We start from the raw sequence: 13,843 nt of genomic DNA on the forward strand, positions 1-13,843 counted from the left end.
GATATCGACCGTGTGTTCGGGCTGGACAGCGTTGGCGCCATGGTGACGGCGTTGGAAGGCGGGCAGGGCGACTGGGCCCGGGACACCGCTGCCCTGCTGCGCAAGCGCTCGCCCCTGATGCTCAACGTGGTGCTGGAACAGGTGCGCCGCGCGCGGGGTATGGGCTTGGCCGATGAACTGCGAATGGAACGTGACCTGGTGCGCCGCTGTTTCCACCTGCGGCCTCGCGCCGCCGGCGAAACGGTGGAAGGCATCCGTGCGCTGGCCGTGGACAAGGACCATCAGCCGCGCTGGCACCCGGAACGCATCGAAGACGTCGGGCCTGATCTGGTCGAGCCCTTTTTTGTGAGCCCTTGGCCCGCGAGTGCCCACCCCTTGCGGTCTCTCGGGCACTGAGCCGACGCGCCCGTTCCGTGCCTTGCGCGTCAGCTGTTCACAGTTGCCGGTACACCGCTGTGGCCAGCGCGGCGAGTGCGTCCCGCGGCAAGGCGCCCGACAGGGCGTAGCCGAATCCCTGATCCACCCAGTAGAAGCCTGGGACTGGACCTTCATCGGTGAAACGGAAGGCCGTTTCGCCCGAGTTCTTCCCGGTGTCGAGGGCGCCCACATACAGGGTCAGCCGGTGGCCATCGGCGTGCTGGTACATGAACTGAGCCCGTGCACCGTCGGCGCCCGGCAGCAACCGCCCGCCCAACAGCTCGTAGCCCTGGGCCGACAACACCGGTGGCTTCAAAGGCTTGCCCAGCCGTTTGGACAGCCACTGCGCCAGGTGCGCCTGCTCACCCGCACCCACCTCCACCGGGTGGCGTTGTTCGGGCGTGAACACGGCATGCGCCACGCCCGCCTGACGAACGAACGCGGCCTCGGCCTGTTCGCGCTGCAGCGATCCATCGGCTGGCGAACCCATGCCCCGCAGGCCCCAGCCCAGTGCGAAGGCCATCAACACACTGGCGGCCAGGCCACCCCAGCGCCACCAGCGATCGTGCGTTGCACCCTGGCGATGAGCGCGCAGCAGGGCGTCATGCATCGCCGCAGGCACGGGTTCGTCCAGCACATCGGCGTGCAGATCGCGCAACAAGCGGCGTTGAGCCCGCCAGCTCTCCAGCCGGGCCGCGGCGTCGGGTTGCTGCTGCAGCCGCAAGACCAGCGCCTCGCGTGCGTGCAAGGGCAGTTGCTCGTCGATGAGGGCGTGCAGTTCTTCGTCGCTGACCCGGGCGGAAGAGGGCGGCGGAGTGTGTGCGTTCATGGTGTCGAAGGCGGTGGATTCACTTGAGGCGGCGCAGGGGGGTGGGCGCGGTACCGACCGACGGGGTGGCGGTCGGCGCCGCATCCAGCAGTTGCTGCAGCCGCTGCCGCGCGCGCGAAAGCCGGGACATGACCGTCCCGACCGGCACGCCGGTGATGCGGGCCACGGCGTCGTACGTCAGGTCTTCCAGCGTGACCAGCAGCAACACGATGCGCTGCTCTTCGGGCAACTGCAACAGGCAGCGCTGCAGATCGATGGTTGTCTCGGTCGGCTGGTCCGGAGCCACCAGCTCGGCCGCCACGTCGGCCACATCCACGGCCCGGCCAGCGGCCCGTTGCCGCGCCGCACGTTGCCATTGGTTGCTCTGCAGGTGGTGCATCAGCGTGAACAGCCAGGCCCTCAGATCAGTACCCACGGTCCAGAGCAGGCGTTTGGCGCACGCCCGCTCCAGCGTGTCCTGCACCAGGTCGTCGGCCGCCCAGGCGTCGCCGGTGAGCGCCCGCGCGTAGCGCCGCAGGCTGGGGATGTGCGCGACCAGCTCGGTCGGGTCCATGCGACCGGTCAGGGCTTGGCGATGCGCCAGACGCCGTTCACCCCGTCGCCGGTGGTGTCGCCGGGCTTGCTGTCCTTGATCCAGAAGTACAACGGTTTGCCCTTGAGCGCCCATTGCTTTTTGCCGTCGTCGCGGGTGATCACGCTGTAGTCGCCACGGCTTTGGTCGCTTTCGGCCGCCATCAGGGGCGGCCAGTTGGTGGCGCAGGGGCCGTTGAAGACCGACCAGCCGCTGCCGGCGACATCACGGTCGAAGGTGTAGAGCGTCATCTGGTTGCTGCCGACCAGCATGCCGTTCATGTTCGTGGCGGGCCCGCTGCCGCCCGGCGTGGCACAGCCACTGAGCAAGGCGATGGACAGGGTGGCGATGGCGGCGAGCAATTTCATGGGGTCTCCAGTCGGTGGTGTGGATCGCAGTGAAGCCTGCAACCCCATGAACAATGAACCGAGCGGTTTTATTCCACCGCTCCGGGAAAAATCAGCGGTTGCGGGCCTTCATGGCCCGTTCCACCTCGCGTTTGCCTTCGCGGTCTTTGATGGTGTCGCGCTTGTCGTGTTCGCCCTTGCCCTTGGCCAGGTCCATCTCGCACTTGACCTTGCCGTTCTTCCAGTGCAGGTTCAAGGCGACCAGCGTGTAGCCCTTTTGCTCCACTTTGCCAATCAGGCGCCGGATCTGTTCGCGGTGCAGCAGCAGCTTCTTGGTCCGCACCGCGTCGGGATTGACGTGGGTGGACGCGGTGTTCAGCGGGTTGATCTGGCAGCCGATGAGAAACAGCTCGCCATCGCGGATCAGCACATAGCCGTCGGTCAGTTGCACCTTGCCTTCGCGCAGCGCCTTGACTTCCCAGCCCTGGAGCACCACTCCGGCCTCGAAGCGTTCTTCGATGGCGTAGTTGAACAGCGCCTTCTTGTTGTCGGCGATGCGCGAGTCAGCGGGTTTGCCCTTGTTCGAAGAGCTGGATTTGGTGGCCATGGAGATTCAGATGGGGCCAGAGAGCGTTGTGTCCATGGCCAATACAATCGGGCAGCTTGCGGCGGTCTGGCACGGAGGTGTGACCGGATGGTGTCGGCAAGTGATCCCGATTGTATGAAAACGATCCAGAAGTCCGTCCTGCTCTGGCACAGTGCCCACGAAATGTTCGCGCTCGTGACCGATGTGCAGCATTACCCGCAGTTCCTGCCCTGGTGCGACCACACCGAAGTGGTCGAGCGCGATGACCAGGGAATGGTGGCCAAAGTCGGCATGGCCATCAGCGGCCTGCGCCAGAGTTTCACCACCCGCAACCGCCACGTGGACGACCGGCAGGTGTTGATGGAACTGGTGGATGGCCCCTTCTCGCACCTGGAGGGCGTATGGGCCTTCACTCCGCTGGGCGACGGCACACAGCGCGCCTGCAAGGTCGAATTCACGCTCACCTACGGCTTCGCGAGCCAGACGCTGGCCACCCTTGTCGGACCGGTGTTCGACAAGATCGCCGGCAGCCTGGTGGACGCCTTCGTCAAACGGGCCGATCAGGTCTACGGCGCATGAACATCACGCTGCTGTACGCGAGCGCGCCACGGACCGTGCACGAGCTCGACCTGGATGTGCCGGCGGCGTGCACCCTCGGACAGGCGCTCGTGCTGTCGGGCTGGCTGGAACAGCATCCCGAGATGCACACGTTGGCCACCGGTATCTGGAATCGCAAGGCGCCGCTCGATGCGGTGCTGAGGGAAGGTGACCGGGTCGAGGTCTACCGCGAACTGCGGGTGGATCCCAAAGTGGCGCGCCGTGAACGTTTCGCCGGGCAGGGCGCCCGAGGGGCAGGGCTGTTCTCCCGGCGCCGGCCAGGGTCCAAGGCCGGTTACTGAGCGTTCGCTGCAGGCATTGCCCCGCAGTCGCTGCTGATCACGTCGCTCAGGCGCTGGGATTCGCTGGCGCGCCCTTTGTCGTCCATGATCTCCCGCTCGCCCTTGGCATTGGTGGTGGCGATGCGGATGCCGGAGTCCAGCGTGGCTTTGGCCCGCTTGGCCCGCTCACAGTTGTCCGCGCGGGCCTTGGCAAACTTTTCCTGTTCGGCCTTCTTTTTGGCCTGCTCGGCCTCGTCTGCTTGCTTCTTGCGCGCCTCCAACTCGCTGTCCTTGCCGGTGGGCTTGGCACCAGGAGCCACGGTCGCGGTCACTGTGGCGGGTGTGTTGGCGGCGGGCGCGCTCGGCGTTGCGGCCACCCGTGCTGCGCCAGGGCGCTTGAGAATGTTTTTTTCCAGCGTGCCCGCCGGTGGAGGCGTGTCGCTGAACACGCGGCTGCCAGTGCCATCGATCCATTGCCACTGCGCCAGCACCCCTCCGGCCGACAGGGTGGTCAGGGCAGCCAGGGAAATGGCGCGCAGCAGGTGGTGGGCGGTCAAGAACATGTAAACAGTTTAGCGGCACGCCGTGCGCCAGGGCGTGCGTAAAGCGACCATGGTGTGAACCACTGGTGTATTCGGTCGATTTTGGCTACCCAATGGCGTTCGATCTGTGCCCGCGGCTCACCAAAGGCACGCGGGTACAATGGTGTTTTTGGAGCTTTACCTCATGCGCCTCCTCGGCAAAGCGCTCACTTTTGACGACGTTCTGCTCGTCCCCGCGTACTCCCAGGTCCTGCCCAAGGACACCTCGCTCGCCACCCAGTTCTCCCGCAACATTCAGCTGAACCTGCCGCTGGTGTCGGCGGCCATGGACACTGTGACGGAGGCTCGCCTCGCGATCGCCATCGCCCAGGAGGGTGGTATCGGCATCATCCACAAGAACCTGTCGGCGCAGGAACAGGCCGCCCACGTGGCCAAGGTCAAGCGCTACGAATCGGGCGTGCTGCGCGATCCGGTGGTGATCACACCTCAGACCACGATCCGCCAGGTCATGAAACTGTCCGACGAGCTCGGCGTGTCCGGCTTCCCGGTGGTGGACGCAGGCAAGGTGGTGGGCATCGTCACCGGCCGCGACCTGCGGTTTGAAACGCGCTACGACCTGCCGGTCAGCGAGATCATGACGCCGCGCGAGCGCCTGGTCACCATGCCCGACGGCACCACGCCGGCCGAAGCCAAGACCCTGCTCAACAAGCACAAGCTCGAACGCCTGCTGCTGGTCAATGACGCCTTCGAATTGAAGGGTCTGATCACGGTCAAGGACATCACCAAGCAGCTGAACTTCCCCAACGCCGCGCGCGACGCTGCCGGCCGGCTGCGCGTGGGCGCGGCGGTGGGCGTGGGTGAGGGCACCGAAGAACGCGTCGAAGCGCTGGTCAAGGCCGGTGTGGACGCCATCGTGGTGGACACGGCCCACGGCCACAGCAAGGGCGTGATCGACCGCGTGCGCTGGGTCAAGCAAAACTACCCGCAGGTGGACGTGATCGGCGGCAACATCGCCACGGGCAGCGCCGCGCTGGCGCTGGTGGAAGCCGGCGCCGACGGCGTCAAGGTCGGTATCGGCCCCGGCTCCATCTGCACCACCCGCATCGTGGCAGGCGTGGGCGTGCCGCAGATCATGGCGATCGACAACGTCGCCACTGCACTGCAGACCACCGGCGTGCCCATGATCGCCGACGGCGGCATCCGCTACAGCGGGGACATCGCCAAGGCGATTGCGGCTGGCGCCAACACCGTGATGATGGGCGGCATGTTCGCCGGTACCGAAGAGGCGCCGGGTGAGATCGTGCTGTACCAGGGCCGCAGCTACAAGAGCTACCGCGGCATGGGCTCCATCGGCGCCATGCAGCAGGGCAGCGCCGACCGCTACTTCCAGGAAAGCAGCACCGGCAACCCCAACGCCGACAAGCTGGTGCCCGAAGGTATCGAGGGTCGCGTGCCCTACAAGGGTTCGGTCGTGTCGATCATTTTCCAGATGGCCGGCGGCTTGCGTGCCTCCATGGGTTACTGCGGCTGCCCGACCATCGAGCACATGCGCGCCAAGGCGGAGTTCGTCGAGATCACCTCGGCCGGCATCCGCGAGAGCCACGTGCACGACGTGCAGATCACCAAGGAAGCCCCGAACTACCGCGCGGAGTAAGGCACCCCCCCCGCGCCGCCTGCGGCGTCACCCCCCGGGGGGCGGCAACAGCGGCCCGGCAAAGTCGGTTCCGCGGTGCCCCTGGATGGGGTGACCTCTCGCTCAACGGGTCGTCCTTCGTGACGGCCTTTGTTTTTTTCTGAAGTCCATCGACCGCCATGCAACACCAGAAAATCCTCATCCTCGATTTCGGTTCTCAGGTCACCCAGCTCATCGCCCGCCGCGTGCGCGAAGCGCATGTGTACTGCGAAGTCCACCCCTGCGACGTCAGCAGCGACTGGGTCCGTGAGTTTGCGGCCGATGGTCAACTCAAGGGTGTGATCCTCTCCGGCAGCCACGCCAGCGTGTACGAGGTGGACGACAAGGCCCCCGACGCGGTGTTCGAGCTGGGCGTGCCAGTGCTGGGCATCTGCTACGGCATGCAGACCATGGCGCAGCAGCTGGGGGGCAAGGTGGAGGCCGGCAAGACGCGCGAATTCGGTTACGCCGAGGTCCGTGCCCGCGGCCACACGGCCCTGCTCAAAGGCATCGAGGACTTCCACACCCCGGAGGGCCACGGCATGCTCAAGGTCTGGATGAGCCACGGCGACAAGGTCACCGAGATGCCACCCGGGTTCAAGCTCATGGCCAGCACCGAGGCCTGCCCGATCGCTGGCATGGCCGACGAGGCGCGCGGCTATTACGCGGTGCAGTTCCACCCTGAGGTGACGCACACGGTGCAGGGCAGGGCACTGCTGGAGCGCTTCGTGCTGGAGATCTGTGGCACGCGACCCGACTGGGTGATGCGCGACCACATCGAAGAGGCGGTCCAGAAGATCCGCGAGCAGGTGGGTGACGAAGAAGTGATCCTCGGCCTGTCTGGTGGCGTCGATTCGTCGGTGGCCGCGGCCCTTATCCACCGCGCGATCGGCGACCAGCTGACCTGCGTGTTCGTCGACCACGGCCTGCTGCGCCTGCAGGAGGGCGACATGGTGATGGACATGTTTGTCGGCAAGCTGCACGCCAAGGTGATCCGCGTGGACGCGGCGGATCAGTTCCTGGGCCACCTGGCCGGCGTGAGCGAGCCTGAGGCCAAGCGCAAGATCATCGGCCGCGAATTCGTCGAGGTCTTCAAGGCCGAAGCGGCCAAGTTGATTTCAAGTGGTGCTTCAACAAAAGGCGCCAAGTGGTTGGCACAAGGCACTATTTACCCGGACGTGATCGAGTCTGGCGGGGCCAAGAGCAAGAAGGCTGTGACCATCAAGAGCCACCACAACGTGGGTGGCCTGCCCGAGCAACTGGGCCTGAAGCTGCTGGAGCCGCTGCGCGATTTGTTCAAAGACGAGGTGCGCGAACTCGGCGTGGCGCTCGGGCTGCCGCACGACATGGTCTACCGCCACCCGTTCCCCGGGCCGGGTCTGGGCGTGCGCATTCTGGGCGAAGTGAAAAAGGAATACGCCGACCTGCTGCGCCGGGCCGACGCGATCTTCATAGAAGAGCTGCGCTCGACCATCGACCACAACAGCGGCAAGAGCTGGTACGACCTGACCAGCCAGGCCTTCACCGTGTTCCTGCCGGTCAAGAGCGTGGGCGTGATGGGCGACGGCCGCACCTACGACTACGTGGTCGCCCTGCGCGCAGTGCAGACCAGCGACTTCATGACCGCCGACTGGGCCGAGCTGCCGTACGCGCTGCTCAAGAAGGTGTCCAGCCGCATCATCAACGAGGTGCGCGGTATCAACCGCGTCACCTACGACGTTTCGAGCAAGCCGCCTGCGACGATAGAGTGGGAATGAGCTTCGAGATCCGTTGCCCGGTCGTAGCTCTTTTCCCGTTCAGCGAGGTGTGAGGCGATGTTCAGGTGGCTTGGAATCCTGTCGTTGTTGCTGGGCCTCTGGGGCGTGATGACCCTCGTCCAGCGGCAGATGGCCGCAGCCGGGGCGGTGTCGGGTGTGCCGGAGAAGTCCCAGGCGCCACAGCAGATGCCGCAGCAGTACCAGAAGGCGCTGGAGCAGGCGCTGGAACAAGGCCAGCGTCGGCTGGACGCCCCCGCTGAGGATGGGCGCTGAGCGACGCCCATGAGCACGAGCGACCAGGACTTCATGCGCGCCGCGCTGGCCCAGGCACAAGAGGCGGCCGCTGCCGGCGAGGTGCCTGTGGGGGCGGTGGTGGTGCGCCATGGCGAGATCATCGCGCGCGGACGCAACAGCCCGATCACCGCCCACGATCCGACCGCGCACGCCGAGATCGTGGCGCTGCGTGCGGCTGCGCAGGCCCTGGGCAACTACCGGCTGGACGACTGCGAGCTGTTCGTGACGCTGGAACCCTGCGCGATGTGCAGCGGAGCCATGCTGCATTCGCGTCTGCGCCGGGTGGTGTTTGGTGCCGCCGACCCCAAGACCGGTGTCGCGGGCTCGGTGCTCAACCTGTTCCATGAACCGCGTCTGAACCACCAGACGGCGGTGCAGGGCGGTGTGTTGGCCGATGAATGCGGTGCCTTGCTCAGTGCCTTCTTTCGCCAGCGCCGCGGTCAACAGCGGCAGCTGGCGCACCCCTTGCGCGACGATGCCCTGCGCACGCCCGAGGCCCGGTTTGCGGGCCTGCCCGACTACCCGTGGTCGCCGCGCCACCTCAGCGACCTGCCGTCGCTGGACGGCCTGCGTCTGCATTACCTGGACGAAGGGCCAACCGGTGCGGCGCGCACATGGCTGTGCCTGCACGGCAACCCGGCCTGGAGCTACCTGTACCGCAAGATGATCCCGGGGTTTCTGGCTGCGGGTGACCGCGTGGTCGCGCCAGACCTGATCGGTTTCGGCAAGAGCGACAAGCCCAAAAAAGACCAGTGGCACAGCTTCACCCGGCACCGCCAGGTGTTGCTGGAGTTCATCGAGCGCCTGGACCTGCGCAACGTGGTGCTGGTCGTGCAGGACTGGGGCGGCCTGCTGGGCCTGACCCTGCCCATGGCAGCGCCAGACCGCTACCGCGGCCTGCTGGTGATGAACACGATGTTGGCCACAGGCGATATTCCGCTGTCGGCGGGCTTTCTGGACTGGCGCGAGATGTGCGCGAAAAAGCCAGACTACGACGTGGCGCGGCTCCTGGCACGGGGCAACCCACAACTCGACACCGCCGAGTGCGCGGCGTATGCCGCACCGTTCCCGGACCCGGGGCACCGCGCCGCCTTGCGCGCTTTCCCCGCCCTGGTGCCCGAATGCGCCGACGACGATGGTGCCGATGTGTCGAGACAGGCTCGCGACTTCTGGCGCCACGACTGGGCAGGGCAGTGCCTCATGGCCATTGGCCAGCAGGACCCGGTGCTCGGCGAAGCTGTGATGCAGGGCTTGCGCGCCGACATCCGTGGCAGTGTGCAACTCGTGCCGCTGCCCCACGCCGGTCATTTTGTGCCGGAGCAGGGGGAACACCTCGCCGCCCGGGCCTGCGCCTTTTTTACGCGATGATCGCGCGTCTCCGTCCGCAACCCCATCCACGCCCATGAGCCACATCTACATCTATTCCCCCTCCAGCGCCGTGCGCGACAAGGCCGCGTTCCGCCGGGGTATCAAACGCTTGCAGCACCTGGGGCACGAGGTGGAGATCGACGAGTCGGCCTTGGCCAGCCACATGCGCTTTGCAGGCGACGACAGCACCCGCATCGCGGCCATTGGCCGGGCGGCGGCCAGTGGTGCCGACATCGCCTTGATCTCCCGCGGCGGCTACGGTCTCACGCGCATCCTGCCGGAACTGCCCTACAAGCAGATCGCCAAGGCCATCGCCAAAGGCACGCAGTTTGTCGGACTGAGCGATTTCACCGCTTTCCAGTGCGCGCTGCTGGCCAAGACCGGTGCCGTCAGCTGGGCCGGTCCGGCGCTGGGCGAAGACTTTGGCACCGAGGACACGCCCGATGACATCATGGAAGCGTGCTTCGACGACCTGGTCTGCGGCCAGGGCGAAGGCTCGGGCTGGCAGTTGCCCAAGTCGGATCTGCCGGCGCTGGCGGCGCGACGCGGTGCTGCTGCTGCTGCTACTGCGGGACAAGCCTCCCTCAAGGTGGACAACGCCACGTTGTGGGGAGGCAACCTCACGGTGCTGTGCTCGCTGGTGGGCACGCCCTGGCTGCCGCGCGTCAAGGGCGGCGTGCTGTTTCTCGAAGATGTGAACGAACACCCGTACCGGATCGAGCGCCAGCTGACCCAGTTGCTGCACGCCGGCATCCTGGGTGAACAAAAGGCGGTGTTGCTGGGCTCGTTCAACCGCTACCAGCTCGGCCCGCACGACAAGGGCTTCAAGCTGCAGACCGTGGTTGACTGGCTGCGCAGCCAGACCCGCACACCGGTGCTGACCGGGCTGCCTTTCGGCCACGTGCCGACCAAGGTGCTGCTGCCGGTGGGGCACCAGGTGGACCTGCTGGTGCAGGACCGCGACGCACTGCTGTTCTGGGGCTGAGCGCCCGGATCGGGCCCCTCCAACAAAACAGCCGCTCGAAGGCGGCTGTGGGGCGCATGGCTGACCGAAGCAGCGCTCAGCGGCGCATGCGGCAGGAATTCATCAGGCTCTTGGGCAACAGACCCTGAAACACCGGTGACAGGCCGATGACGGTGTCCACTGCTTTGGCTTCGCCGTGCAGGCGGCTGAGCACCGCCACCATTTCAGAGCGTGCAAACCACAGGGCGTGAACGTCGTGCAGGTACATCAGCCGGTGCTTGAGCCGCGGGTTCATTTCGGCGCCGTCTTCGCCCAGTGCGGCCAGCATGGCTTTTCGCACGGGCTCCAATGCCTCTGGCGAATCTTTGCGGACCTCGGAGCCCAGCAGGGCCGAGATGGTGTTGCGCAACCCGGGTTTCATCCAACGCATGACGAACGCCTCAACGACTGTAGGAATAGTGGACTGAAGAATACGGCCAGGAGGATCGGGTGCGCAACCGTGTTTGTATGACCCACGTCAAAAAAACAACTGCCAAATCATGCGCTTACCGGTCTTCCTTGAGGAGGCACCTGACATTTCTGAGAACCTTTTGATGCCATGTCACTGGAAACCGAGGTCTTTGTGTTCCGCACCCCGATGCTCGGGCATGACCGGAAGGCTTCATCGATGGAACACCGGGGTATACCGGGTGCATTCCCCACAAAGCACGCTGATTGCGTGTGCTAAAAGTCACAAGCCGATGGCGCCAGCGGGCTGGCAGCGGGGCCGTCCACTACCCTCGGTCACTGTGATGTAATGAAACGATTCTTTCCGATTGCCCATGGCCGAACTGACAATTGCTTTTGTGGATTTGACCGGCAGCGTGTCCGTGTTCGAAACACTGGGCAATGACCGCGCCACCCAGGCCGTCACGAAATTGACGCAATGGATCGGCGCCACCGGCCAGGAGCATGGCGGCAAAGTGGTCAAGATGCTGGGCGACGGTGTGCTGCTCTCGTTCACCAACAACCGCCACGCCGTGGAGGCGATGACCCAGATCCAGCAGGAGCACTCGCAGCGCGTGGCGCAGTGGCCCAACCGGCTCAAGCTGCTGATGCAGATTGGCATGGCACGCGGGCAGGTGGTGCAGATAGACGGTGACTGCTTCGGCGATGCGGTGAACGTGGCTTCCCGGCTGAGCGATCTGGCCGGACCCGAACAGATCCTGGCGACCGATACCGTGATCCGCAAGCTGGGCCCCCGCAGCGGTGTGCGCAGCCGCAGCCTGGGGCCCATGCGCATCAAGGGCCGGGTGGAGCCTTGCGAGGTGTTTCGCATCGAATGGCAGAAAGAAATGCTGTCCGAGTTCCTCACGCTGCCGGCCGATCTGCACGCCCTGCGCAAGACCACCGAATCGGTGTTCGGCGGTATCGAACTGGGCTGGCTGGACGCCAGCCACGCGTTCAACCTGACCGACCTGCCCTTGAAGATCGGCCGCGTGCCCGAGGCCGACTTTGTGGTGAACGATCCGCGCGTCTCGCGCATGCACGCCAGCATAGACATCCGCTCGGGCCATTACGTGCTCGAAGACACCAGCAGCTACGGCACCTGGGTGCGGTTCTCGGGCGGCGACAACGTGATCGCTCTGCGCCGGCAAGAGTGTCTGTTGCACAGCGACGGCGAAATCGCCATGGGTGCTCCGTTCACCGACTACAGCGCCCCCACCGTGGTCTTCCGCCTGGTGGATGGCAACATGGTGCTGGGCCACGGCCCACTGTTTGCCTGAACGAGACCCGGCATGAAGCGCTGGTGGCGCCGCTCGCTCCGGGGCCTGCTCGCGTTGCTGGCGGTGGCTGGGGTGGCGCTGGCCTGGTACGCGCGCCAGAGCCTGCCCCAAACCGACGGTGAACTGCGGCTGCCGGGCCTGCGGGCCTCGGTGCAGGTGCATCGCGACGCCAGTGATGTGACCCACATCCTGGCCAGCGACCCGCGCGACGCCTGGATGGCCATGGGCTATGTGCACGCGCAAGAGCGTGGCTGGCAACTGGAGTTCAACCGCCGCATCATGCGCGGCACGCTCTCGGAGCTGCTGGGTCCCGCCACGCTGGACACCGACCGTCTGATGCGCACCCTGGGCATCCGCGAAGCGGCGCAGCGCCAGGTGGCACGCCTGCCGCCAGAAGCGCAGACCGCCTTGCAGGCCTACAGCGACGGCGTCAACGCGTTCTTTGCGCATGGCGAGCAAGCCCTGTCGCCCGAGTTCTTGCTGCTGCGGGCCGACCCGCGCGAGGCAGCCCGTGCCGGGCGCTACTGGGACCCGGCCGACAGCGCCGGCTGGGCGCTCATGATGGCGCTGGACCTGGGCGGCAACTGGGGCAACGAGGTGGCCCGCCTGTCGGCTTTGCAGGTGCTGGACACACAGCAGCTGTGGCAGCTGTTCCCGCCGTACCCGGACGAGCCGCCGGCGTCGTCAACCGACCTGGCCCGGCTGTACCGCGAGCTGGGCGTGTACCGGCCCGAGGCGCAGCGCACGTCGTCCGTCCCCGCAACTGGCGGGTCAGTCGAATCCCCGCTGACGAGCGATGTCGTGGCCTGGGCACAGGAGCTGGGCAACATCGAAGGCAAGGGCTCCAACAACTGGGTGGTGGATGGTTCGCGCAGCGCCACCGGCAAGCCGCTGCTGGCCAACGACCCGCACCTGGGCCTGAGCGCGCCCGCCATCTGGTACTTCGCCCGCCTGCAGGCGCCCGATGCCGGCAGCATCCAAGGCATGGACGTGATCGGCGCCACACTGCCCGGGACGCCGTTCGTGGTGCTGGGCCGCACAGCCGGCGTCGCCTGGGGTTTCACCAACACCGGGCCGGATGTGCAGGACCTGTACCTGGAGCAGATTCGCCCCGGTCAGCCCGACCAGTACCGCGTGCCCGCACCCGAGGGGCAGCAAGCGTGGGCGGCCTTCGAGACCCGGGTGGAAACCATCCGCGTCAAGGGCCAGCCCGACGCGCAGCACACGGTGCGCCGCAGCCGTCACGGCCCGGTGATCAGCGATGTGCCAGGTCGCACGCACGATCTGATCGACACCGGGCGCTATGCCCTGGCCTTGCGCTGGACGGCCCTGGAGGAGAGCGACAGCAACGTGCAGGCCACGCTGGCATCGAACCGGGCGCAGTCGGTGGACGATCTGTTGACGGCCTACCGTGCCTTCCACGCGCCGATGCAGAACGTGCTGATGGCGGACCGCAGCGGTCGCATCGCTTACAAGGCCGTGGGCCGGGTGCCGGTGCGGGGGCCGCAACACGATCTGCGCGGCATTGCCCCCGCGCCTGGCTGGGACGCGCGCTACGACTGGACCGGTTGGCTACCTTACGAGGAAACACCGCAGGACGACGGGTCCAAGGGTTGGATCGCGACCGCCAACCAGCGCATCCACGCAGCGGACTACCCGCACTTCCTCACGCAGGACTGGGCGCCGCCCTACCGCCAGCAGCGCATCGAGGCTTTGCTGGCGCAGACGGCCAAGCACGACACGGACTCTTTCCGGGCCATGCACGCCGATGTGCAGTCGGCCGCCACGGTCCGGCTGCTGCCGCATCTGTTGAAAACGCGCTCGGAGCATCCGCTGGCCCCGGCGGCTCTGG

General features: G+C 66.3%; 16 protein-coding genes. 10 read left to right on the forward strand and 6 right to left on the reverse strand.

Translation table 11 applies throughout. From position 1 onward, the window contains the following. A partial coding sequence (locus tag ACR2JA_RS07300) for an enoyl-CoA hydratase/isomerase family protein (protein ID WP_434008436.1) occupies positions 1 to 396 on the forward strand: 396 nt, incomplete at its 5' end. Between the two features lie 37 nt (positions 397 to 433). On the opposite strand, the gene ACR2JA_RS07305 is transcribed toward ACR2JA_RS07300, so the two are convergent. From ACR2JA_RS07305 to smpB, 4 genes are all read right to left on the reverse strand, one after another. Next, positions 434 to 1,246 carry an anti-sigma factor family protein gene (locus tag ACR2JA_RS07305; RefSeq protein ID WP_434008437.1) on the reverse strand — a complete coding sequence of 271 codons (813 nt, stop codon included), beginning with the start codon at positions 1,244 to 1,246 and terminating at the stop codon, positions 434 to 436. A gap of 19 nt (positions 1,247 to 1,265) precedes the next feature. Next, the gene (locus ACR2JA_RS07310; RefSeq protein ID WP_434008438.1) at positions 1,266 to 1,799 is read right to left on the reverse strand and encodes an RNA polymerase sigma factor; all 534 of its coding nucleotides are present in this window, start codon (positions 1,797 to 1,799) and stop codon (positions 1,266 to 1,268) included. 8 nt (positions 1,800 to 1,807) lie between these two features. Beyond that, positions 1,808 to 2,185, reverse strand: a complete 378-nt coding sequence (locus tag ACR2JA_RS07315) for a COG4315 family predicted lipoprotein (protein WP_434008439.1) — start codon at positions 2,183 to 2,185, stop codon at positions 1,808 to 1,810. A gap of 91 nt (positions 2,186 to 2,276) precedes the next feature. Continuing rightward, a complete protein-coding gene (smpB, locus tag ACR2JA_RS07320; protein ID WP_434008440.1) occupies positions 2,277 to 2,771 on the reverse strand; it encodes an SsrA-binding protein SmpB in 495 nt (164 codons plus the stop codon). A gap of 114 nt (positions 2,772 to 2,885) precedes the next feature. On the opposite strand from smpB, the gene ACR2JA_RS07325 reads away from it, so the two are divergent. Next, positions 2,886 to 3,329, forward strand: coding sequence for a type II toxin-antitoxin system RatA family toxin (locus ACR2JA_RS07325; RefSeq protein WP_434008441.1), 444 nt, complete (start codon positions 2,886 to 2,888; stop codon positions 3,327 to 3,329). Further along, entirely contained in the window at positions 3,326 to 3,649 is a 324-nt protein-coding gene (locus ACR2JA_RS07330; RefSeq protein WP_434008442.1) for an RnfH family protein, read from the forward strand. Before ACR2JA_RS07325 ends, ACR2JA_RS07330 begins: the two co-directional genes overlap by 4 nt. Here the strand turns inward: ACR2JA_RS07330 and ACR2JA_RS07335 are convergent. Then, positions 3,643 to 4,191 (reverse strand): DUF4124 domain-containing protein, encoded by a 549-nt coding sequence (locus tag ACR2JA_RS07335; RefSeq protein WP_434008443.1) that lies wholly within the window; start codon positions 4,189 to 4,191, stop codon positions 3,643 to 3,645. The two genes, ACR2JA_RS07330 and ACR2JA_RS07335, sit on opposite strands and share 7 nt — an antisense overlap. Positions 4,192 to 4,354: 163 nt before the next feature. Between ACR2JA_RS07335 and guaB the strand changes: the two genes are divergently transcribed. From guaB to ACR2JA_RS07360, 5 genes are all read left to right on the forward strand, one after another. Further along, entirely contained in the window at positions 4,355 to 5,824 is a 1,470-nt protein-coding gene (gene guaB, locus ACR2JA_RS07340; RefSeq protein ID WP_434008444.1) for an IMP dehydrogenase, read from the forward strand. A gap of 158 nt (positions 5,825 to 5,982) precedes the next feature. Then, positions 5,983 to 7,599 (forward strand): glutamine-hydrolyzing GMP synthase, encoded by a 1,617-nt coding sequence (gene guaA, locus ACR2JA_RS07345; protein WP_434008445.1) that lies wholly within the window; start codon positions 5,983 to 5,985, stop codon positions 7,597 to 7,599. Between the two features lie 84 nt (positions 7,600 to 7,683). Next, positions 7,684 to 7,872 (forward strand): hypothetical protein, encoded by a 189-nt coding sequence (locus tag ACR2JA_RS07350; RefSeq protein ID WP_434008446.1) that lies wholly within the window; start codon positions 7,684 to 7,686, stop codon positions 7,870 to 7,872. A gap of 9 nt (positions 7,873 to 7,881) precedes the next feature. Then, complete coding sequence (gene tadA / locus ACR2JA_RS07355) at positions 7,882 to 9,261, forward strand: tRNA adenosine(34) deaminase TadA (protein WP_434008447.1); 1,380 nt, start codon at positions 7,882 to 7,884, stop codon at positions 9,259 to 9,261. Positions 9,262 to 9,295: 34 nt separating this feature from the next. Beyond that, a complete protein-coding gene (locus tag ACR2JA_RS07360; protein WP_434008448.1) occupies positions 9,296 to 10,246 on the forward strand; it encodes an LD-carboxypeptidase in 951 nt (316 codons plus the stop codon). Positions 10,247 to 10,322: 76 nt separating this feature from the next. On the opposite strand, the gene ACR2JA_RS07365 is transcribed toward ACR2JA_RS07360, so the two are convergent. Further along, positions 10,323 to 10,655, reverse strand: a complete 333-nt coding sequence (locus tag ACR2JA_RS07365; RefSeq protein WP_434008449.1) for a hypothetical protein — start codon at positions 10,653 to 10,655, stop codon at positions 10,323 to 10,325. Positions 10,656 to 11,046: 391 nt separating this feature from the next. Here ACR2JA_RS07365 and ACR2JA_RS07370 point away from each other — a divergent pair, with 391 nt between their 5' ends. Both ACR2JA_RS07370 and ACR2JA_RS07375 read left to right on the forward strand, forming a co-directional pair. Beyond that, on the forward strand, positions 11,047 to 11,991 hold the full coding sequence (locus ACR2JA_RS07370) for an FHA domain-containing protein (RefSeq protein ID WP_434008450.1): 945 nt from the start codon (positions 11,047 to 11,049) through the stop codon (positions 11,989 to 11,991). A 12-nt stretch (positions 11,992 to 12,003) separates the two neighbouring features. After that, positions 12,004 to 13,843: penicillin acylase family protein (locus ACR2JA_RS07375; protein WP_434008451.1), on the forward strand; the 1,840-nt coding region annotated here is incomplete at its 3' end.

Origin of the sequence: Hydrogenophaga sp., assembly GCF_051007235.1 — a bacterium.
Taxonomy (GTDB): domain Bacteria; phylum Pseudomonadota; class Gammaproteobacteria; order Burkholderiales; family Burkholderiaceae_C; genus Hydrogenophaga.

Excerpts from the sequence above, each read along its gene's own strand:
- ACR2JA_RS07305 (WP_434008437.1), bottom strand. The coding sequence starts at position 1,246 with ATGAACGCACACACTCCGCCGCCCTCTTCCGCCCGGGTCAGCGACGAA.
- ACR2JA_RS07310 (WP_434008438.1), bottom strand. The coding sequence starts at position 1,799 with ATGGACCCGACCGAGCTGGTCGCGCACATCCCCAGCCTGCGGCGCTAC.
- ACR2JA_RS07315 (WP_434008439.1), bottom strand. The coding sequence starts at position 2,185 with ATGAAATTGCTCGCCGCCATCGCCACCCTGTCCATCGCCTTGCTCAGT.
- smpB (WP_434008440.1), bottom strand. The coding sequence starts at position 2,771 with ATGGCCACCAAATCCAGCTCTTCGAACAAGGGCAAACCCGCTGACTCG.
- ACR2JA_RS07325 (WP_434008441.1), top strand. The coding sequence starts at position 2,886 with ATGAAAACGATCCAGAAGTCCGTCCTGCTCTGGCACAGTGCCCACGAA.
- ACR2JA_RS07330 (WP_434008442.1), top strand. The coding sequence starts at position 3,326 with ATGAACATCACGCTGCTGTACGCGAGCGCGCCACGGACCGTGCACGAG.
- ACR2JA_RS07335 (WP_434008443.1), bottom strand. The coding sequence starts at position 4,191 with ATGTTCTTGACCGCCCACCACCTGCTGCGCGCCATTTCCCTGGCTGCC.
- guaB (WP_434008444.1), top strand. The coding sequence starts at position 4,355 with ATGCGCCTCCTCGGCAAAGCGCTCACTTTTGACGACGTTCTGCTCGTC.
- guaA (WP_434008445.1), top strand. The coding sequence starts at position 5,983 with ATGCAACACCAGAAAATCCTCATCCTCGATTTCGGTTCTCAGGTCACC.
- tadA (WP_434008447.1), top strand. The coding sequence starts at position 7,882 with ATGAGCACGAGCGACCAGGACTTCATGCGCGCCGCGCTGGCCCAGGCA.
- ACR2JA_RS07360 (WP_434008448.1), top strand. The coding sequence starts at position 9,296 with ATGAGCCACATCTACATCTATTCCCCCTCCAGCGCCGTGCGCGACAAG.
- ACR2JA_RS07365 (WP_434008449.1), bottom strand. The coding sequence starts at position 10,655 with ATGCGTTGGATGAAACCCGGGTTGCGCAACACCATCTCGGCCCTGCTG.
- ACR2JA_RS07370 (WP_434008450.1), top strand. The coding sequence starts at position 11,047 with ATGGCCGAACTGACAATTGCTTTTGTGGATTTGACCGGCAGCGTGTCC.